Source organism: Salinibacter grassmerensis (genome assembly GCF_947077765.1).
GTDB lineage: Bacteria > Bacteroidota > Rhodothermia > Rhodothermales > Salinibacteraceae > Salinibacter > Salinibacter grassmerensis.
In genome coordinates this window covers 62,686-82,353 of the sequence record NZ_CAMTTF010000008.1, presented here as the reverse complement: position 1 = coordinate 82,353, position 19,668 = coordinate 62,686, and the positions used below count along the sequence as shown (strand labels likewise).

18 protein-coding genes and 1 tRNA gene are annotated in these 19,668 nt (G+C 66.7%); 7 read left to right on the top strand and 12 right to left on the bottom strand.

The window, feature by feature from the left end; genetic code table 11:
• Window positions 1-346 precede the first annotated feature (346 nt).
• Together OJB03_RS14090 and OJB03_RS14085 are read left to right on the top strand one after the other, a co-directional pair.
• Window positions 347-871, top strand: a complete 525-nt coding sequence (locus tag OJB03_RS14090; protein WP_263788565.1) for an RNA polymerase sigma factor — start codon at window positions 347-349, stop codon at window positions 869-871.
• Between the two features lie 101 nt (window positions 872-972).
• Window positions 973-2,385: a tryptophanase gene (locus OJB03_RS14085; RefSeq protein ID WP_272507350.1), complete on the top strand. Its 1,413-nt coding sequence runs from the start codon at window positions 973-975 to the stop codon at window positions 2,383-2,385.
• Window positions 2,386-2,392: 7 nt separating this feature from the next.
• Here OJB03_RS14085 and ansA read toward each other — a convergent pair whose 3' ends face one another.
• The 8 genes from ansA to OJB03_RS14045 form a co-directional block, all read right to left on the bottom strand.
• Window positions 2,393-3,481: an asparaginase gene (gene ansA / locus OJB03_RS14080; RefSeq protein ID WP_263788562.1), complete on the bottom strand. Its 1,089-nt coding sequence runs from the start codon at window positions 3,479-3,481 to the stop codon at window positions 2,393-2,395.
• 146 nt (window positions 3,482-3,627) lie between these two features.
• The gene (gene hpt, locus OJB03_RS14075; protein WP_272507346.1) at window positions 3,628-4,227 is read right to left on the bottom strand and encodes a hypoxanthine phosphoribosyltransferase; all 600 of its coding nucleotides are present in this window, start codon (window positions 4,225-4,227) and stop codon (window positions 3,628-3,630) included.
• A 60-nt stretch (window positions 4,228-4,287) separates the two neighbouring features.
• Window positions 4,288-5,694 (bottom strand): tRNA lysidine(34) synthetase TilS, encoded by a 1,407-nt coding sequence (gene tilS, locus OJB03_RS14070; RefSeq protein WP_263788558.1) that lies wholly within the window; start codon window positions 5,692-5,694, stop codon window positions 4,288-4,290.
• A gap of 30 nt (window positions 5,695-5,724) precedes the next feature.
• On the bottom strand, window positions 5,725-7,713 hold the full coding sequence (gene mutL, locus OJB03_RS14065) for a DNA mismatch repair endonuclease MutL (protein WP_263788557.1): 1,989 nt from the start codon (window positions 7,711-7,713) through the stop codon (window positions 5,725-5,727).
• Between the two features lie 22 nt (window positions 7,714-7,735).
• Window positions 7,736-7,936, bottom strand: a complete 201-nt coding sequence (locus tag OJB03_RS14060) for a hypothetical protein (protein ID WP_263788555.1) — start codon at window positions 7,934-7,936, stop codon at window positions 7,736-7,738.
• Between the two features lie 150 nt (window positions 7,937-8,086).
• The gene (locus OJB03_RS14055; protein ID WP_263788553.1) at window positions 8,087-8,905 is read right to left on the bottom strand and encodes a phosphatidate cytidylyltransferase; all 819 of its coding nucleotides are present in this window, start codon (window positions 8,903-8,905) and stop codon (window positions 8,087-8,089) included.
• Window positions 8,906-8,952: 47 nt separating this feature from the next.
• Window positions 8,953-9,333 carry a DUF2007 domain-containing protein gene (locus OJB03_RS14050; RefSeq protein ID WP_263788551.1) on the bottom strand — a complete coding sequence of 127 codons (381 nt, stop codon included), beginning with the start codon at window positions 9,331-9,333 and terminating at the stop codon, window positions 8,953-8,955.
• A 15-nt stretch (window positions 9,334-9,348) separates the two neighbouring features.
• Window positions 9,349-10,353, bottom strand: coding sequence for a CPBP family intramembrane glutamic endopeptidase (locus OJB03_RS14045; RefSeq protein WP_263788549.1), 1,005 nt, complete (start codon window positions 10,351-10,353; stop codon window positions 9,349-9,351).
• Window positions 10,354-10,489: 136 nt separating this feature from the next.
• Here OJB03_RS14045 and OJB03_RS14040 point away from each other — a divergent pair.
• Window positions 10,490-10,563, top strand: a tRNA-Arg gene (locus OJB03_RS14040).
• Window positions 10,564-10,721: 158 nt separating this feature from the next.
• Here the strand turns inward: OJB03_RS14040 and OJB03_RS14035 are convergent.
• Entirely contained in the window at window positions 10,722-11,492 is a 771-nt protein-coding gene (locus OJB03_RS14035; RefSeq protein WP_263788547.1) for a slipin family protein, read from the bottom strand.
• Between the two features lie 319 nt (window positions 11,493-11,811).
• Between OJB03_RS14035 and OJB03_RS14030 the strand changes: the two genes are divergently transcribed.
• Entirely contained in the window at window positions 11,812-13,242 is a 1,431-nt protein-coding gene (locus tag OJB03_RS14030) for an MATE family efflux transporter (RefSeq protein ID WP_263788545.1), read from the top strand.
• Window positions 13,243-13,270: 28 nt separating this feature from the next.
• Here the strand turns inward: OJB03_RS14030 and OJB03_RS14025 are convergent, their stop codons facing one another.
• From OJB03_RS14025 to OJB03_RS14015, 3 genes are read right to left on the bottom strand one after another with little or no spacing between them, the layout of a single operon-like run.
• Window positions 13,271-14,620 (bottom strand): sensor histidine kinase, encoded by a 1,350-nt coding sequence (locus tag OJB03_RS14025; RefSeq protein WP_263788543.1) that lies wholly within the window; start codon window positions 14,618-14,620, stop codon window positions 13,271-13,273.
• 45 nt (window positions 14,621-14,665) lie between these two features.
• A complete protein-coding gene (locus tag OJB03_RS14020) occupies window positions 14,666-15,217 on the bottom strand; it encodes a four helix bundle protein (RefSeq protein ID WP_263788541.1) in 552 nt (183 codons plus the stop codon).
• Window positions 15,207-16,640, bottom strand: a complete 1,434-nt coding sequence (locus OJB03_RS14015) for a sigma-54-dependent transcriptional regulator (protein ID WP_263788539.1) — start codon at window positions 16,638-16,640, stop codon at window positions 15,207-15,209. Before OJB03_RS14015 ends, OJB03_RS14020 begins: the two co-directional genes overlap by 11 nt.
• Window positions 16,641-16,948: 308 nt before the next feature.
• Here OJB03_RS14015 and OJB03_RS14010 point away from each other — a divergent pair, with 308 nt between their 5' ends.
• The 3 genes from OJB03_RS14010 to OJB03_RS14000 all read left to right on the top strand — a co-directional run bounded on the left by OJB03_RS14010 (window position 16,949) and on the right by OJB03_RS14000 (window position 19,629).
• Entirely contained in the window at window positions 16,949-18,349 is a 1,401-nt protein-coding gene (locus OJB03_RS14010; protein WP_263788537.1) for an efflux RND transporter periplasmic adaptor subunit, read from the top strand.
• 284 nt (window positions 18,350-18,633) lie between these two features.
• Window positions 18,634-19,338, top strand: coding sequence for an ABC transporter ATP-binding protein (locus tag OJB03_RS14005; protein ID WP_263788535.1), 705 nt, complete (start codon window positions 18,634-18,636; stop codon window positions 19,336-19,338).
• An 84-nt stretch (window positions 19,339-19,422) separates the two neighbouring features.
• Window positions 19,423-19,629 (top strand): hypothetical protein, encoded by a 207-nt coding sequence (locus OJB03_RS14000; RefSeq protein WP_263788533.1) that lies wholly within the window; start codon window positions 19,423-19,425, stop codon window positions 19,627-19,629.
• Window positions 19,630-19,668: the final 39 nt, after the last annotated feature.

Sequence of the window (19,668 nt, the reverse complement as noted above, 5' to 3'; positions counted from 1 at the left end):
GGCGCTAGCCTGGAGACCAGCCCGGTGTCTTTTCTTAATTCTGAGGGCGTGCCCGCGCGAGCGTCCGGACAATGGGCTGTGGTTGAAGCCTTTCCGTACGTCCCGACTCGTTTCTCCAGTGCCCCAGCCGGTCCCCGGTCGGGGCATTTTTTATGGAGGGGCCCGGAGAACGAGGATTGGCGATTGATCGCACGCATCGTCCCACTCATCGCGCAGCCGGCATCCCGGCCCCGCCCCACTCCGTAGGCTCCCCTGCAACCGAGGAGGGGCGCGACCTGTCCCCTGCGGTTGTGCGACGGCCCATCGTCGCGCTCGCTTGGTTCGTTCCATTCATGGCTCCACCACGATGAATACGTTTCCCGCCTTTGAACGTCAGGTTTCCGACCACGAGGACCAGGTCTACCGGTTCGCCCGCTCGATGCTGAACGATGACGCAACGGCCCAGGACGTGACCCAGGAGGTACTGGTGACGCTCTGGGAGCACCAGGACGAGCTCGACGAGGACGGGGTTATCGCCTGGCTCATGCGCGTGACCCGGAACGCCTGCATCGACCGGCTTCGGGCCCGACAGCGACGGCGCAAGACCGTCCGGAACGACCCCGACGGCGTGGACCGTGCCCCGAGCCCGAGCCGGACGCCCGACCGCCACACCGAGGCGGCCGACCTCCACGACCACGTGCTCGACGCCCTGGACCGAGTCGACGATCCGTACCGGCGGGTGGTGGCCCTCCGCGAACTGCAAGGACTCAAGTACAAGGAGATTGCCGAGGCCCTCGACATGCCGCTCAACACCGTCAAGGTCTACCTCCACCGGGGCCGCAAAAAGTTGCGCGCTCAGCTTGACCGTGCCCTCGACCCGGTTCCCGCCTAGCGTTCGTCTCTCGGCATCTCGCCCCTCCGTTGTCCTTGCCTGGCTGAGTTGATAGTTTACGATTCCGTTTCAACTCCAGAATTCTTCAGTCCGCCATGGAGATGGATACGATCATCGAGCCGTTCCGGATCAAGTCGGTCGAGCCGATTCAACTCACGTCTCGGGCCGAGCGTGAACGGATGATTCGGGACGCGCACTACAACCTCTTTAACCTGCACGCCGACGACGTCATCATCGACCTGCTGACCGACTCGGGCACCTCCGCGATGAGCGCGGCGCAGTGGGCCGGCCTCATGCAGGGGGACGAGAGCTACGCGGGGTCGCCCTCCTATTTCCGATTCGAGGAGGCGGTGAAGGACCTGATGCCGTTCGAGCACGTCGTGCCAACCCACCAGGGCCGGGCCGCCGAGCGCATCCTGATGGGCATCGTGGCGGGTCCCGACGCCAAAATCCCGAGCAATACGCACTTCGACACCACCCGCGCCAACATTGAGGCCACGGGCGCCGAGGCGGTCGACCTCGTCATTGACGCGGGGCACATTCCGGACGCGGAACATCCGTTCAAGGGCAACATCAATCTCGACCGGCTGGAGGCGCTCCTAGTCGCGGAGGGGGGCCGGGTTCCTGTCGTTATGCTCACGGTCACCAACAACACCGGCGGCGGCCAGCCGGTCTCGATCGCCAACATCCGCGGCGCAAAGGCCCTGTGTGACGAGCACGACGTGCCGCTCGTCCTCGACGCCTGTCGCTTCGCCGAGAACGCCTACTTCATCAAACAGCGCGAAGACGGGTACGACGACCGCTCGGTCAAGGAGATCGTCCGGGAGATGTTTTCGCACGCGGACGGCATGACGATGAGCGCCAAGAAGGACGCGCTGGTCAACATCGGGGGGTGGCTGGCCCTCGACGACGACACGTGGGCCCGGAAGGCCCGCAATCAACTGATCCTCACGGAGGGCTTCCCAACCTACGGGGGACTGGCCGGACGGGACCTGGAGGCCATCGCCGTGGGACTGCAGGAGATTGTCGACGAGGACTACCTGGAGTACCGCATGGCGTCGACGCGGTACCTCGGCGAGGCCCTCACGGAGTTGGGCGTGCCGATCGTCAAGCCGGTGGGCGGGCACGCCGTCTACATCGACGCGAAGTCGTTTCTCCCTCACATTCCACCGCTGGACTACCCGGCCCAGTCGCTGGCCGTGGCGCTATACGTGACGGGCGGCATCCGCGGGGTCGAGATCGGGTCGGTCATGTTTGGCCGGCAGCCCGACGGCAGTGAGGAGCCAGCGGACCAGGAGCTCTTGCGCCTCGCCATCCCCCGCCGCGTCTACACCCAGAGTCACGTCGACTACGTGATCGAGTGCTTCGAGGAACTGGTGGCGCGCAAGGACGCCCTCTGCGGCTACGAAATCACCGAAGAGCCCCCTCAGCTCCGCCACTTCACGGCCCACCTCCGCCCAAAGCAGCCCGGGGCCGTCCACCACGAGACAGACGCCTCCGCCACAGCGTCGTGACTCGCCGTTACCGGTATCCAGCCAAGCGGCGCCGCGTACGGCCCAGGGCGGGCGGCACCTCCTCCGGCGGCGTCAGCTCCCCTCGAAGGTTGTTCTGCACGAGCCGGCGCACCTCGTCGGGCGAGTGGTCCTGCTCGAAGAGGTAGTATAGCTTGGCCAGCGCCGCCTCCGTCGTCATGTCGTACCCGCTCACCACGCCTGCGTCCGCCAGGGCCTGGCCGGTCGCGTAGAGGTCGAGGTCCGCCGTGCCCCGGAGCGGCTGTGTCACCGCCACAATGACGACGCCCCGCGCCGTCGCCTCGCGCAGGGCATCGAGGAACGCGTCGTTCTGTGCCGGCGCATTGCCCGCCCCAAAGCACTCCAGCACAACGCCCTCCACCGGCGGGGCCAGTACGTTTTTCAGGGACGCCACCCCCAGCCCCGGAAAGAGCCGAAACGCCGAGACGGTCGCCGCCCCGAGTTCTGTTACGGCGGGGGGGCGGGGCGGCTGATGGGGCGCCGGCACCCGCTCCCAGTCCACGTCGAGATCGATGCCCGCCGTGCCCACGGTTGGGAAGTTTGGGGAGTCGAAGGCCGCAAACGAGTCGGCGTTCACCTTCGTCACGCGGGTGCCCCGGTACAGACGGTCGTGGAAGAACACGTGCACCCCGCCCAGCCGGCCGGGATAGGTGGCCAGCAGCAGAAGGGACGTGAGCAGATTCCCCTGTGCGTCGGTGCGCGCCTCGTCGAACGGCAGTTGAGCGCCGGTGAGGAGCACCGGTTTATCGAGCGGATGCAGCATGAACGACAGCGCCGAGGCGGTGAACGCCATCGTATCCGTGCCGTGGACAACCAGAAAGCCGTCGTATGCCTCAAAGCGGTCCCGAATGGCCTCCGCGATGCCGAGCCAGTCGGCCGGCTTCATGTTTGCGCTGTCGAGCAGCGGATCGAACGCGTGCACGTCGTAGGCGGGAAGGTCCTCCGACTGAAACGAGAGGCGCTCCTCCATGAGGGCTTCGAGAGTGCCGGGCCCCGGCACGTAGCCCTCCTCGCTCTCCACCATGCCCAGCGTGCCCCCGGTGTACACCACGAGAATGCGGGGCGAAGACTCGGCCATTGTACCAATGCTGCGATTCAAGAAAACGCTCGGGCGGGGACCTCCCCCCAGCAACCGCTCGACGGACCAACGTCTCCATCGTGGACAGAATCACGGCGCCCTTACAGGAGGGCATGCCAGTCCGCGGCCTGCAGGCCGTGCCCCGATCACTCCTCGTCGAGGATGTAGATGTCGGGCAGATTGCGGGCGAGCTGGCCGTAGTCCAGCCCGTAGCCGATGACGAAGAGGTCCGGAATGCGGAAGCCGACGTAGTCGAGCGTGAGGTCCGGCTCCGTCGCCGTGGGCTTGTGGAGCAGGGTCGACACGCGCAGGGAGGCCGGGTTGCACCCCGCAAGGCGGCGCTTCATGAACTCCATCGACAGTCCCGTGTCTACAATGTCCTCCACCACGATCACGTCGCGGCCCTCCAGCTCCGCGTCGATACTTTTGAGCTCCCGCACCTCCCCGCTCGACACCTTCTCGTCCCCGTACGAGGAGAGCTTGATGAAGTCGATCTCGCAATCCGTGTCGATGGCCCGCATCAGGTCCGCGGTGTACATGAACGCCCCGTTCAGGACGCTCACGAGGATGGGGGTGGTACTGGCGTAGTCGCGGGCGATGGCCTGCCCCATCTCGGCGACCCGCTCTTGAATCCGCTCGGCCGACAGGTATCGTCGGAAGCGTTCGCCCTGTACGGTAACGGCGGCATCGGTGGGCTGGACGGGGGTCTCCAAGAGGTCGCGCGTGGCGGGCATGTCAGAAGCCATCGGTGGAAAAAGTGAGGCGCGAATGAGACGAGCAAAGCTAGGCGGCGGCCCCGAAGAGTGTCAATTGTCCGAGGGTTTTTCACGTGGTCGTAGGATGAGCCGGGCCACCCGGTCGGTCGCGGGCCGGACCCGGACCCGGTGGTCGAGCCGGTGGCCCACCACCCAGGCGATGCGGCCGTCCCCGCACAGCACGGACACGTCCATCCGTCTGTGGGGCGGCACGCGGGCCTCCGTCAACAGGTCGCTCACAGGTTTCGTGCCGTCCAGCCCCAGAGGCCGAATGCGGTCGCCATCCGCCCAGGAGCGCACCGTGAGCGTCGTCCCCAGCCGATCGGCGTCGGCGTAGGCGACGTGCGGCGTGCCCGGATTTAGCGATGAGGGCTGCTCGTCGCACCGTGCCACCCGGAGACGGCCCTGCGGGATCGACACGGGCGTCCCCCATTCAACGGACGTGGGCGGGAGCGGATCGGGCGTGGCGGCGTCGGGCACGAAGCGCATCTGCCCGCGCTCCCGCCAGACGGTTCCCGCCCCCACCTCGACGCGCTTCCCCACCTGCGCCTCAACGAGGGCCTCCAGCTCCTCGGCCACCGCCCGGGAGTAGGGCGCCGTGGGCAGCGCGCGGCGCAGGGCCTCCAGAAGGAGGCGACGGCGCCAGACGGGCGGGGCCTCACGCAGGGCCTCTACAGACAGGGCCCCGCCCTCATCACGGTCGGTGTACGTCCGGGTCATCCGCTGCCTCAAGGCCGGCCGGAGGGCCTGGTCGACGTATTCCTGCATGAGGTCCGCCGACCGGGCCAGGGCGTCGGTCGCGCCCTCGAAGTGAGATTCCAGCCGGGGAAGAATGTCGGTCCGGACAACACCCCGGTCGTAGTCGTGACGTTGGTTGGTCGGATCGGTCCGCCACGGGAGTCCCGTGGACTCGGCGTAGGATTCGATCGCGTCCCGTCGGGCGTTCAGGAGGGGCCGGACAAGGGTGACGGACGGGTCGGCCTCCAGGGGACGTGCCGGGCGCATTCCGGCCAGCCCCTCCGGCCCGCTTCCGCGGACAAGATTGAGGAGGAGCGTTTCGGCCTGGTCGTTGCGGTGGTGGCCGGTCGCCACGGCAGGCGCCCCGATCTCCGCGGCCTCCGTCGCCAGGGCGTCGTAGCGCAGCCGGCGCGCGGCCTCCTGAAGCGACTCGTCGTGGGACGCGGCGCGGGCCTTGGCGTCGAGCGCCACGACGGAGAGCGGCACCGGGGGCGACTGCTCAGTGCACCACCGGCGCACCAGGGCTTCGTCCGCGTCGGCCCCCTCTCGCAGCCCATAGTTTGCGTGGAGTGCGTGCACGTCGATGCCCCGTCGGCGGAGGACGGAGAGACACGTCATCGAGTCCACGCCGCCGCTTACCGCCACCAGTACCGGTTCGTCGTCCAGAAGGGCGTGCCGATCGCTGAACGCCGCGACCGTGTCGACGAGCGGGTGGGACATCGGGGGAGAGACTCGTGGGAGAGAAACCGCCTACCGCCCGAAGCGGTCGGCCAGCTCCTCCATCGAAAACTTGACGATCGTGGGCGTACCGGTGGGGTCGGCGTAGGGCATCTCGCAGTCGAACAGGTCGTTGAGGAGGGCCCGCCGCTCCTCCTCCGACAGCGGCTGCCCCCGGTCCACGGCGCTTCGCTGGGCCATCGTCTTCGCGAGGTGCTCGCGGCGCTCATCCTCGACCGCACCCTGGGCGGAGCGGTACTGCTCTAGGAGCGTCTCCAGGATCGTGTCTTCGTTCCCGTCCGGCACGTCGGCCGGCACGCCCCGCACCGAGACGGTACGCCCGCTGAGGCGCTCCAGCTCAAACCCGAGGGCATCGAGGTCGTCTCGCAGCTCGTCCAGCAGCTCGACCTCGGCGGGGGACAGGTCGACGGTGTGCGGAAAGAGCAGGCGCTGCGATGCCCCCTGCTGATCGCGAAGATGCGCCTGGGCCCGTTCGTACAGCACGCGGAGGTGCGCCGCCCGCTGGTCGACGAGCATCATGCCCGTCTCGGTCGGCGTCACGACGTAGGTGTCGTGCAGGCCCCACACCGGGCGCTCCGACCGCTCTGATCCGTCGGCGCCGGGCGTCGAAGACGATTTCTCTCCGCGCGGAGGGGACGATGCCGGGGCGTCCCCCGATGAGGATTCAGTGCCCTCATCCGGCGGGCGGTAGAGGGCGTCGGACTGATCGCCGGGCGACACCGACGGGGATTCGTTCGTGGGACTCGAAGGCCGGGAGGACGACCCAGACGGCGGGGTTCCCGACGAATCGGACGCCCCCTCGGACGATTGCCGCGGCTGGAAGGAGGTCGGCGTGGGCCGCGTGGACGAGGTGCCGTCCCCCGACACCGGCGACGCGGCGTCCCCCCCGCCCTCCGTTTCATCGGATTCGGGACCGGGCGTGTCCGCCCTCTCTCCCGACGTCTCCTCGTCGTCCATCTGCGGCGACACGTGCACCCGGCCCAGCGCCCGCCGCACGGCGCTCCGCAAGAACCCGTAGATGCCGCTCTGGTCGTCAAACTTGACCTCCTCCTTCTGCGGGTGCACGTTCACGTCCACCCGCTCCGGGTTCATCGACAGGAAGAGCGCGAAGAACGGAAACGCCCCATCCGGGACCAGCTCGCCGTACGCCTTTTTGACCGCGTGGCTCAGGTACCGATCCGTCACGGCCCGGCCGTTCACGAACAGGAACTGCTCGCCCCGCGTCTTCCGATGGAACGACGGCGCCCCGACGAACCCACGCAGCCTGAGGTCGCTCGACTCGTCCCCGACCGCCACCAACTCGCCCTCGTGGTCGCCGCCGAAGAGGCCGAGGATGCGGGCGCGGGTGGCCGCGTGCCAGTCGTCGTCCGGCGCCGCGGGCAGGTCGTAGTGCTCGTGGCCGTCGTGCTCCAGCCGGACTGCCGTACCGGGGTTGGCGAGGGCCAGCGACTGGACGGTTTGTGTGAGGTGCTTCAGCTCAGTGGCCGGGGTCTTCAGAAAATTGCGACGGGCCGGGACGTTGAAGAAGAGATTGCGGACCGCCACGGAGGTCCCGCTCGGGATCGCACAGGGACGCTTCGCCACCTGCTCGCCCCCCTCCACCCGCACCAGGGTCCCCGCGTCGTCCTCCACCCGCTTTGTCTTGAGCGTCACCTGCGCGACGGCGGCGATCGACGCGAGGGCCTCTCCCCGAAACCCGAGCGTCCGGATGCGCTCCAGGTCGTCCACCGAGCGGAGCTTGCTGGTGGCGTGTCGCTCAAAGCAGCGCTCCGCGTCCCCCGGCCCCATGCCGCACCCGTCGTCGACGACCTGCACGAGGGTACTGCCTGCGTCTTTCAGGAGCACTTCGATCGACGACGCCCCCGCATCGAGGGCATTCTCGGTCAGCTCCTTCGCCACCGAGGCGGGCCGCTGCACCACCTCACCCGCCGCAATCTGATTGGCGAGGCGGTCGGACATCACCTCAATGAGGCCCTCGGACGTGGTGGGCTCGTCGGCCACGGCACGGACGGATTGGAGAAACCTACAGCGAGTAGTAGAGGAGCAGCGTGAGAAACAGGAGGGCCAGGAAAAACAGCAGGCTGAGCGGACTGCGTTGTGCTTCCTGGGCGCGGCGGGACTTCATCCGCCGCCGGATGTCGCGATCGTCCTCCTCTTCGGGATCGTGTTGGCGAGGCCGGTAGTCGAACGACCGGGGCCCGCGCCCGGCACTAAACAGACCCATGGTCGCGTCGGCTGCGTGTCAGAAATCTGTGCACCGGACCGAACAGGGCGGTCGGAGCCGTCGTTCCCAAAATCCGGTGTACGATGGCCCTCAGAGGCCCTCAGCCCCTCCGCTGGCGTGGCCCCCCGTTTCCCAGACTGCAACCAGGCACTACACCAGTCCCGCGACGAGGTGGAGATAGAGCACGCTAAGCGGGGCCGCCACCGCCATCGCGTCGAAGCGGTCCAGCATCCCGCCGTGGCCCGGCAGGAGCTGGCTCGAATCGTCGACCGCCACCGAGCGCTTGAGCTTGCTCTCCAGCAGGTCGCCAAGCTGGCTCACGCCGCCCCCAATTCCGATGAGGGCCGCCACATGAGCCCACGCGAGGAGGTCCACGACGGTCAGCTTGAGCACGATGCCGACGATCAGGGCCGCTCCCAGCCCCCCGAGCGTGCCCTCCCACGTCTTGTTCGGGGAGATGGTGGGGGCAAGGGGGCGCTGGCCGACGGTCTTGCCAACGTAGTAGGCCGCTACATCCGTCGCCCAGACCACCAGCAAGACGAACAGGACCAACCAGAACGCTTCCCCGTCGCCGACGGCCGCACTTTGGGTCTCGCGAAGCCAGATCAAGCTCCCGAGCAGGCCCGTCGGGTAGACGACCCCCACGAGCGTTACCGCGAAGCTGAACAGAAACTGCTCCTGTGGCACCAGCAGCGGCGCGCCTACGACGAAAAGGAGCAGAATCGTCGCCCCAACGGGCCAGAGGGACGGCCGCAGGAACGTTCCCACGAGGAGGATGCCGACGAGAAACCCCCAGATCCGTTGCGGCCACGCACCGCCCTGGTGGGCCATCTGGTACAGCTCGCGTTGCCCCAGCACCCCGATGCCCGCGACGAGGCCCGCAAACCACCATCCGCCCAGGTACGCCAGTCCCAGCACGACCGGCGCCGCCAAGAGGGCCGTGACGATCCGGCGGAAGTTGTTGCTCACGGGGACGCGGTCTGATCAATCCATTCCATGGCGTCGGTCCGGCTCCTCTACGCGGACGAGTCGTCGTCGGCGTCCTCCGCGTCGTCTTCGGGCGGCCCCAGGTCCATGTGCTCGTGCCCGGAGTCGAGCTTCGAGTCTTGGTCGGGGGTGTTGGCCGGAGGGGCGTCGGGGTCGGCGCTGAGCGCCGCCGCCTCCAATTCCTCGTCCGAGAGTTGCTCCTCCAACAGCGACACCGCCTTGTCGGCCTGCTCCGGCGGCACCATCACGTGCACCGAGGCGAGGTCGCCCACAGTGAGGTTGAAGGCATGGTCGCGCTGGGTCAGCACGACGGCCGGAATGCCGCTGTCGTCGAGCCGATCCCGAACGAGGTCGGCCTCGTAGTCGGTGCTAGTCCGAAAAACACTCGCCCATTCCTCGTGCGAACTCATGGGTCGTGGAAACGGTCAAGGAGAAGAGCGCTCCGCCTCGCCTGGAGAATTCTGAAGGCGAGTGGCAAGGGAATGCATAACATAGAGAACACTTCCCACAATGACGAACCCAAGCCCCACCAGGTACCACGGCATTGAGGTCTGTTCGAGCGCGCGGACCGTGTAGTCGGGATGCGTCTCTGCGTATCGGGCCCCGACGACGGCGAGGCCGTTGTGGGCGATGTGCACCAGCACAGCCGGCAGGAGGCTGCCGGTGCGCCACACGAGATACGCCATGTACAGCCCGAGTACCGTGAGCGGAAGCGCCTGCGAAGGGCGGAGATGATACACCCCGAAGAGCCCCCCCGCCAAAAGAATGCCCCCAGTCGGCCCGGCGGCTCGCTCAAACTGTCGCTGGGCGTACCCTCGGAACAGCAGTTCCTCACAGACCCCAGGGACGAGCGCCAGCACCGTGACGCTGAAGACGAGCCCCAGGTCGCTCTGCAGCACGCTCCGAATCATCTCCAGCTGCGACTGCTCCATCGCCCGGACGGACTCCGGCAGCGGCAGCGCCCGATTCAGCTCGGCGAGCCACTGCGTCACGGGCTGCAGCCCGACGATCCCGACCAGCGCCAGTGCCAGGAGCCGCCCGTCCACGCCCCGAAGGCGCAGGTACGCCATCCACTCGGAGGAGTGCAGGCGCGCCGCCAGCAGCGCCGGGACCGCCAGCCCCAGCACCTGCCCAATGCTGTTGCTGACCAGCAGCTCCTGCGTGTAGGACGCCATCAGCCGCTCCGGGTTCTGGAAGGCCTCCAACGACAGCCCGCCCTCCGCCATCGCGATCTGGGCGAGGAGTGCAATGGGGGTGAGGAGAAACTGGAACAGCAAAAACGCGGCCCCGAGGCCCAGCAGGCCCGTCACGAAGCTCAGGGTGGGCCGTCCCACCGATGCCCGCTCCAGTGGGCCGTTCAGTGGAAGATGCCCCCGTCGGGTCCACGGATCGAACAGGACACCGCCGGAAGCAGAGGAGGGAGACGCCACAGCGTGAAGGGCCCGTGAGGAGAGACGTTAGCGGCGCCTTGAAAGTGCGGCGCCCCCTCCTGTTTGCCCCTTTGCTGATTCTTTGCAGGAACACTTTGGGGTGCGCTTCGAACACTGTAGTGTCTTTTTTAGACATGCGCTCGTAGCTCAGTCGGACAGAGCATCGGTTTCCGGTACCGAAGGCCGGGGGTTCGAATCCTCCCGAGCGCACACCATTGTAGACACTTCTTTCCGCCGATTTTGGGTCTTAGGGCCCAAGGTCGGCTTTTTGGTTGCACACACATCGCCAGCGTGCGGGAGGCACCAGGGGCATGAGTCTAGGCCCTGGTCAAGAACTGGCACTGCACACATCTGCCTGCGATCGGGGCCTACTCTCCACCGGTTCCGTTCCCCCCAATCGACTCCAGCGCCCGCAGGGCCTCGGTGGGCACGGCGAAGATGACAGTGTTCGAGTCGTCGCTGCTGAGGCTGTTGAGCGTCTGGAGGGTGCGGAGGTGGAGCGCCCCCTCTTCGTCGTTGAGCGTATCCGCCGCGTCGGCCATGTTCTGGGCCGCCTCCAGTTCCCCCTCCGCCTGAATCGTGACGGCACGGCGCTCGCGCTCCGCCTCGGCCTGCCGGGCGATTACCCGCTTCATGTTCTCCGCCAGGATGATGTCCTTCAGCTCCACCGACTGCACCTCGATGCCCCACGGGTCGGTGGCCTCGTCGATGATCTCACGGATCTGCTGGGAGATGCGCTCCCGCTCGGCCAGCAGCGCGTCGAGGTCCACCTCCCCGACGATGTTGCGCATGGTGGTCTGCGCCAGCTGCTGGGTGGCGTACATGTACTCCTCGACCTCCAGGATGGCCTTCTCCGCGTCCCGCACCTGGTAGTAGATGACGGCGTCGATCTCGACGGTTACATTGTCGCGCGTGATGCTCTCCTGGCGCGGCACGTCGACCGCCTTCACGCGCATGTCGACCCGCTCCCACGACTGGATCAGCGGGATGACCGTGCCGAGGCCCGGCTCCATCACCTTGACGAACTGCCCGAGCATAAACTTGACGCCGCGCTCGTACTCCTTCACGACCTTGAAGGTGCGCACGACGAGAACGACCGCAATCAGAACGAGGGCGGCCAAAAGGTAGAACGTGAGCATGAGATGGGAGGGCACTGGAAAAAGATCAGCTTGGTACGTGAGTTACACACGTCTCCCGCGTCCGATTGATGACGGGAATTTCATTCCCCTCACATTCTCATTCGCCGTCCACACGCGAAGCGGACTAGCGCAGGCATCGGCCTGCAGGTCAAGAGCGCGTGAGGGGAATGGCAGAAATGAGTTATTCCTGGGGCTGAGCTTCCACGTGCTTGGGCTTGCCCGAACAACCCTTCCGTCCCGCGAGTGCCTTTTTTCCCGATGTGTCATCCATCTAGGCATCGGGACTGTCCACGCTGTTTTCCCGTTCCGTTCCGCCTCTGTGCTGAATCCCATCCGCGCCGCCGTCGAGGGCATTGGGCGCCTCCTTGCTCGTCTGCAACTCATCGCGGCGTCGCGGGTCCAACGGATCGCGGACCTGGCCTGGCCCCGCATCCTGACGGGCCTAGCGCGCATGTCGAAGGCAACCGCCGACGTGGCGATGGTGGGCGTGGCCGTGGGGCCGGCCGCCATTGCGGGCGTCGGGTACGGGGTGCCGTACTGGACCATGACGTACATGCTCGGAGGCGGCATCGCCGGGGGCACGATTAGCCTCGTCTCGCAGCGGTACGGGGCCGGGCGGCACGATGACATTGATCGGGCGGTGAAGGTGAGCGTGGTGGCCGCGCTCCTGGTGACACTGCCCCTGGTCGTCGTGTTCTGGACGCTTCCGGAGCCGCTCATTCGCCTCATCGGGACGGGCGAGGAGGCCATCCAGTACGGCACGCGGTACCTGCGGGTCGCGAGTCTAGCGATGCCCTTCGCGGCCCTCAACCTGGTGGGGAGCCGCACCCTCATCGGGGCCGACGATGCGTGGACGCCCATGATCGTGCGGGCCGGGGGCGCGGTGATCAACGTGGGGCTGAACGCCGTCTTTATCTTTGTCTTCGACCTCGGCGTGGTCGGGGCCGCGTTGGGGACGGTTCTTGGAAGCATCGGCGGCGTGCTCTTCCTCGGATGGGGGCTCACCGCGGGACGCCTTCCGTTCGTGGGGACCCTGCCCGTGCAGATCGACTGGTCGGCGCCCTACTGGGACGCAGCGGACGCCCGTCACCTGGCCCGCATCTCGACGCCCCTGGCCCTGCGGAAGGTGGCCCAGAACGGCGGGCAGTTTCCCCTGCTCGCCATCGTGGGCCTCTACGGGCCCAACATGGTGGCCGCCTTCGTGGTCGCGCTCCGCGTGCGGGCCCTCATGAACACGCCCGGTTGGGGCTTCGGCCTGGCCTCCAGCAGCCTCGTCGGCCAGTCGCTCGGCGCGGGCAACGAACAGGACGCCGACGGCTACGCCCGCGACACCCTCCGCTTTACCGTCGCGACCTACGCCCTAGTCGGGGCCGCCGTGTTCGTCGTGGCCGACCCGGTCAGCGCGCTCTTCGTGGACGAGGGCGCCGTGCGCACCACCACCACGGCCCTCATCCGGGCGGCCTGCGTGAGCGTGCTGCTTTGGGGCGTCATGAACGGCGCCCTGGGGCCGCTCCGTGCCAGCGGCGACACCACCTGGCCCTTCTACGGCCAGCTGTTGGGGCTCTTCGTCTTTGCGCTGCCCCTGGCCTACCTCGGGGCCGTCACGTCGCTCGGCATCTGGGGGCTCTACGGCACCCTGTTCGCCGAGACTGCCGTGCCCGCCGCGGTCATCTACTACCGCTTCCGGACGGAAAAGTGGAAGCTCATCAGTCGGCAAAACCGGGAGGCCGCCATGGGACAGGCATCGTGACTTGGCGCGGGGCGGTGCCGTCCGCTCCTCAGAAACGGAGCGTGAAAACCGACCCGTCGCCTTCCGTGGAGCGGACCGAGAGACTGCCCCCATGCAGACGCATGATTTGGCGCGACAGGCTGAGGCCGATCCCGGAGCCCTCCTCCTTCGTGGTAAAGAAGGGAACGAAGATCTTCTCTTGCACGTCGTCGGGGATGCCCGGGCCGTTGTCCTCCACCTGAATCACGGGACGACTCCGCCGGTCGACGAACGCGCGGAATTCGATGCGCCCCTGCCTCGTCTCAGCGTCTTCCTCGATGGCCTGCACGGCGTTCAGCGCCAGGTTGATGAGCAACTGCTCCAGGAGATCGGGGTCCCCAGAGAGGGTTAGATCAGGGGGGTCGACGGAGGCCGCAACCTCAAGACTCTGCTCTTCGATCTGGGCGCGGAGCAGGCTCTCCACGTCGTCGAGGAGGGGCCTGGCGTCGAGGACCTCAAACTCGGGCGCCGGGATGTCGGTGAAGCTGCGGTAGGCGTCGACGAAGTTCATGAGGCCCTCGCTCCGTCGCTCAATCGTGTCCACCGCCTCCTGGGCGTCGGCGGCCTGGTCGGCGGTGATCGTTCCAGTACCCCCGCCGGACTGCAGGCGACGCGAAGCGGTGGAGGCGAGCGACGAGATGGGCGCCACGGAATTCATGATCTCGTGGGTGAGGACGCTCGTGAGTTGCTGCCACGCCTCCATCTCCTTCTCCTCCAACTCGTTGCGGAGGTCCTGAATCGAGGCGAGGGCGTGGGGCTCCCCCTGCAACTGAAACCGGCTCACCCGGACGGCCAGCTGGAGCGTCCGGTCCGTCTCCTCCACCCGCACCATCGCCTGGTCGCCAGAGTCGAGCGTGCGGAGCGCCTCGGCAAGCTCATCGCTCACCCGTTCGAGCGCCTCTACGTGCCGGATGGGGCCGGTGCGGAGGAGACGCCGGGCGGCCGTGTTCATCGTCTCCACCTCGCCGTCGTCCTGGTACGTGATCAGGGCCACCCCGAGGTGCTGCACCACCTGCTGCAGGTACTGCACCTGGCGCTCCTTCTCGGCCCGCAGCCGCCGAAACTCAGCCGTTACGTCCTCGAAGGCGTCGCGCAGGTCCTCAAAGACCGGCCCGCGCCCATCGGTCGTGAACCGGCGGGTGAAGTCGGCGTAGCGGACCGATTCCAGAAAACGGGTGAGGTCGCGGGTGGTCTTTTCCGTGTAGCGCACCAGCGACACGCCGACGGGGATGGCGCACGCTCCCAGGAGGCCGCCCGGGAGATAGAGAGCGCGCCCGAAGATCAGGTACGCTGCCCCCGCCACCAAGGCCATCAGGGCCCCAACCCGCACAGCCACCTGTACACGAAACCGCTTGTGCATTTGCGAACGGAGGAATGGGCGAAAGGGAGAATGGGTGAGGAGGCGTTACTCCGTGTCGTAGGGAACCGAGGGTTCCTGAGCAGAGTCGGTGGGACCGCACCACTTTTCGGGAGCATCCATCATCTGCACAAGTCCCCCGCAGATCCGATCGTACCGATCGTCCAAGGTCTCGAACGCTTCCAAACCCAGATACTCACAACTCCGCGCAAACCGGAGCCACGTTCGGGTCTCACTGGCCTCCGCACCGGCATCCGACAGCTTGTTGACAAAGTGCTTCGGGTACCGCCGCTTTCGCCACACCTCCGAAAGATTCGCACAGACCGCCCGCGAGAACCGCCGAATCTGATCCGCCAACGCGCACCGCTCCACCTTCGGCCGTTCCTTCGATTGCCGAAAGATCTCCATTGATGAACAAAACGCCGACCGATACACCTCCAGATCCTCAACACGCTCAATCGCCATGACCTCAAGATCTTTCTGATACTGGTCAAGAAATTCCTCCTCGCTCTCCAATCCCACTTTCTGCTCATCCCCCTCTCGCCTTTTCGTCTTCTCCTCCATTCGCCCCTCGCCCAAACGCACATTCTCACAGACCATATTTTTCGATACGGCGGTAAAGGGCACGGCGGGAAATACCAAGCTCATCGGCGGCCTGGCTCACATTGCCCCCGTGCTTGCTAAGCGCCTTCCGGACCGCCTTCTGCTCCAGATCGTCAAGGTCGAGGGTGTTGAAGGCCCCTTCTCCATCACCGCTTGAGGCATCCCGGGACGGGGCTGAGAAGCGCAGATCGCCGGGCTCGATTTGGGCCGACTCACTGAGAATGACGGCCCGCTCGACCGTGTGCCTCAGCTCCCGCACGTTTCCGGGCCAGTGGTACTGGTGAAGGGCCGCCTGCGCCTCGTCCGTAAAGCCCGTGGTCGCGGCATCGTATTTCGCCGCGTACTCGCCCAGGAAATGACGCGCCAGAAGGAGCACGTCGTCCCCGCGCTCCCGCAACGGGGGCAGCTCAATCTCGACCGTGTTGATGCGAAAGAGAAGATCCTGTCGGAAGTCCTCGTCGTTCGTCGCGTCGTAAATGGGCTGGTTCGTGGCACACACCAGCCGGATGTCAACGGGCCGCGCCTCCACCGCCCCCACCCGCGTCACCTCACGGCGCTGGAGCACCGTGAGCAGCTTCTTCTGGAGCTCCAGGGGAATGTTGCCAATCTCGTCGAGAAAGAGCGTCCCCCCGTCGGCCGTCTCGAAGCGCCCCGCCCGGTCCGCGTCGGCCCCCGTAAAGGCCCCCTCCACGTGCCCAAACAGCTCGCTCTCAAAGAGCGACGGACTGAGGGCCCCGAGGTCCGCCGTCACGAATGCCCCCTCAGCCCGGTCGGAGCGCCGGTGCACCGCACGGGCCACGAGTTCTTTTCCGGTGCCGTTCTCGCCGAGGATGAGCACATTGGCGCTTGTCGTAGCCACCTTCTGGATGAGATCGAAGACTGCCTGCATCTCCGCGCTCCTCCCAACAATGCCCTCGAACCCGGGCGGCGGTTCCTCCGCCGCCGCGGCCACGTCCGGCTCAGCGTTTGAGGGGGCGTCCCCTGATGCCTCCGCCGCCGCGCGGGTCTGGTGGAGCTTGATGGCCGCCTGGACGCTCGCCACCAGCTCCGGGTCGGTCCACGGCTTCACGATGAAGTCCGCTGCCCCCGCCTTCATGGCGCGCACGGCCTTGTCCACGTCGCCGTACGCCGTGATCATAACCACCACGGCCCGCGGATCGATCTCCTGGATCTTGCCGAGCCACTCAAACCCCTCCCGGCCGCTGGAGGCGTCCTGCTGGAAGTTCATGTCCAGCAGAATCGTGTCGTAGTCGTTGTCGCCAAGGAGCGACGGAATGGACGACGGGTCGGTGGCGGTGTGGACCGCGCCCACGTGTTCTTTGAGCAGGAGACGAAGTGCTGTGAGCACGTCCCGGTTGTCATCGACGACGAGCACCCGACCGTTGGTCTCGGCACTGGGGGACGCGGGGGAGGCAGGCATGGCGACACCAGGACGTCCGTGCGGAAGTGCGTTGAGGGACATCATTCTGAAGCGAAGCAATCCGCAGATGGTTTCTCTTTCCACGGCATGGCGGGCGGTCCCATCAACCAGCGGGCGATTGCGCACATCCGACTGTGCGGATCCGCACAGCGGCTCCGCATGCCCCCCTGCTTGCCGACGCTGAGGGCCCCCTTGGAGTCTGGAACGCCCGTTGCGCGGACAACAAAATGCGATTGCGAAGAGCACCCGTGGAGGCTGACACGCCTTGCCTCCGCTACGACCTGCTTCCGAATCATCTCTGTTCGCTCATGGCGCCACAGGACTCGACCGCCCCAAACGGAACGTCCCCCGAGAATCGGGCCTCCGATGAGTCGTCCTCGCCCGAGTCGCCCCTCCTTCAGGGCAATCCCTCCTCCGGGGGCGATACCGAAACGGGCGGCACCGGAGAAGGCATCGACCGCAACATCGAGACGCCCGTTTTCACCCCGACACGCGTAGCCGCCGGACTCGCGGCCTTTCTGATCGTCGGCGCGCTGGCGTACGGCGTGTGGGACACCGCCACGGGGGGGCGCGTCCTTAATGTCGACCGCGAGAAGGTCACGATTTCGACTGTCGGGCAGGGGGACTTCCAGGAGTTCATCGCGGTAACCGGCACGGCCGTTCCGGAGAAGACGGTCTTTCTGAGCGCCGAGGAAGGGGGGCGCATCGAGGCGGTCCCCGCCCGGGCCGGGGCGCAGGTCCGGGCGGGCGACCCAATTCTGCGCCTCTCCAACAACGACCTCCGCCTGGAGCTCGCCGACACCGAGACCCGGCTGGCCGAGCAGCGAAGCAACATGCAGCAGCTGCGGATGTCGATGGAGGAGCGCCGGCTAAGCCTCCAGCGCGACCTGGCCAACATCCGGAACCAGATCCGCCAACTGGAGCGACAGTTCAAGCGCCAGAAGCGGCTCCACGATCAGGACCTGATTGCCGACCGGGCGTTTCAGCGGACCCGCGATGACCTCCGGTACCAGCGCCGTCGGCTGGAGCTGACCCGGTCGGCCTACCGGCAGGACTCCCTCAGCTTTCGGTCTCAACTCCAGCAGCAGCGCCAGCAGCGTCAGCGGCTCGACGAGCAGTACGAGGTCATCCAGGAATCGGTGGAGAGCCTGACCGTCCGCGCCCCCATCAACGGGCAACTGACGTCCCTCAACGCGGAGGTCGGACAGACGATCGGGCGGGGCCAGCGGATCGGGCGGGTCGACAACACCGACGACTTCAAGCTGCGGGCCCAGGTCGACGAGTTTTACATCGAGCGTGTCCAGCACGGCCAGACGGCCACCACCGACGCCCTCGGGGACACGGCCCGCACCCTCGTTGTCGACCGCGTCTATCCGGAGGTTGAGGACGGCCGGTTTGAGGTGGACCTCGCCGTGCAGGGCGGCTCCCCCCGCGGCCTGCGCCGCGGCCAGACGGCGCGCCTGAGGCTTCAACTGGGGCAGCCGCAGGAGGCAACCCTCCTGGCGCGGGGCGGGTTTTACCAAAGCACCGGCGGCAACTGGGCCTACGTGCTCGCTGAAGGCGAGGACATGGCGGTGCGGCGGTCCATCCGCCTCGGGCGCCAGAACCCCAATCACTTCGAAGTGCTGGAAGGGCTGGCGCCGGGCGACAAGGTCATCACCAGCAGCTACGACACCTTCGGCGACGCCGACCGTCTGTCTCTCCAGTAGGAATCGTGCACGGCCTTCGACCCGACATCAAAATCGGATCTGACCTTTTATTAGAGCCACAAATATGGTCTCCAGTGATCAAACCGCCGCCGTCCAGCCCTGCATCATCCGTGCTCGGGCGCGGCGGACCGCCTGGACGGACGCAACGGCAACATCGGGTGACGAGTAACGAGTGCCGATCGAATTCGTATTCGTCGCCTTTCTGCCTCGCTAGGGGGAATGGAGGCGCCCCCGGTCTACGCTCAAGCATCAGCCACACTTTTTCCAACCAGTAAGAAAAGCCCATGATCAAGACCGAGAACCTACAGAAGGTCTACCGCACCGACGAGGTCGAAACCCTGGCCCTCAACGGCGTCAACATCGAGATCGACACCGGCGAGTTCGTGTCGGTGATGGGCCCGTCCGGCTGCGGCAAGTCTACCCTCCTCAACGTGCTCGGCCTGCTCGACGCCCCGACCGAGGGCCGCTACGCGTTCGACGGGCAGGAGGTCGGCGACCGCAGCGAGCGCCAGCGCGCGAAGCTCCGGAAGGGCAACATCGGGTTCGTCTTTCAGAGCTTTAACCTGATCGACGAGCTCACCGTCTACGAGAACGTGGAGCTGCCCCTCCTCTACCTCGACACCCCCTCCGCCGAGCGCAGCGAACGGGTGGAGGCGGCCCTGGATCGGGTGCAGATCGCCCACCGCCGCGATCACTTTCCGCAGCAGTTGTCCGGAGGCCAGCAGCAGCGGGTGGCCGTGGCGCGCGCGGTGGTGGCCAACCCGAAGCTGATCCTGGCCGACGAGCCGACCGGGAACCTCGACTCCACGAACGGCGCGCAGGTGATGGAGCTGCTCTCGGACCTCAACGAGGCGGGCACCACCATCGTGATGGTGACCCACTCCCCCGCCGACGCCGAGTACTCGGCCCGCACCATCCACCTGTTCGATGGCAAGGTCGTCTCCGAAAACTTCATCGAGCAGGAGTACGCCGCCCATCCTGGGGTCTGACTCGTGTTCGCGTAACGTGTGGGCTGGCCCTCTTGGACCGAGCGGTTTTTCGTCCCCTCCATCACAACAAGAACACTTCAGTCCGTGCCCCTCAATACGCTTACGATCGCCCTCCGACGCATCCGACGTCGTCCTCTGTACGCCGTCCTCAACATCATAGGGCTGGCGCTCGGCGCCCTTCCCTTCGTGGTGACCGCCGCGGGCGCCCTCCTGATTGCCGGCCTCACCGCAAGCGTACACGCCCTCCGCGCCGCCCGCACCGACCCAGCGACGACGCTGCGGGACGAATGAATTCTGCTCTGGGGATCCCGGTGCTCAAGGACATGTGCT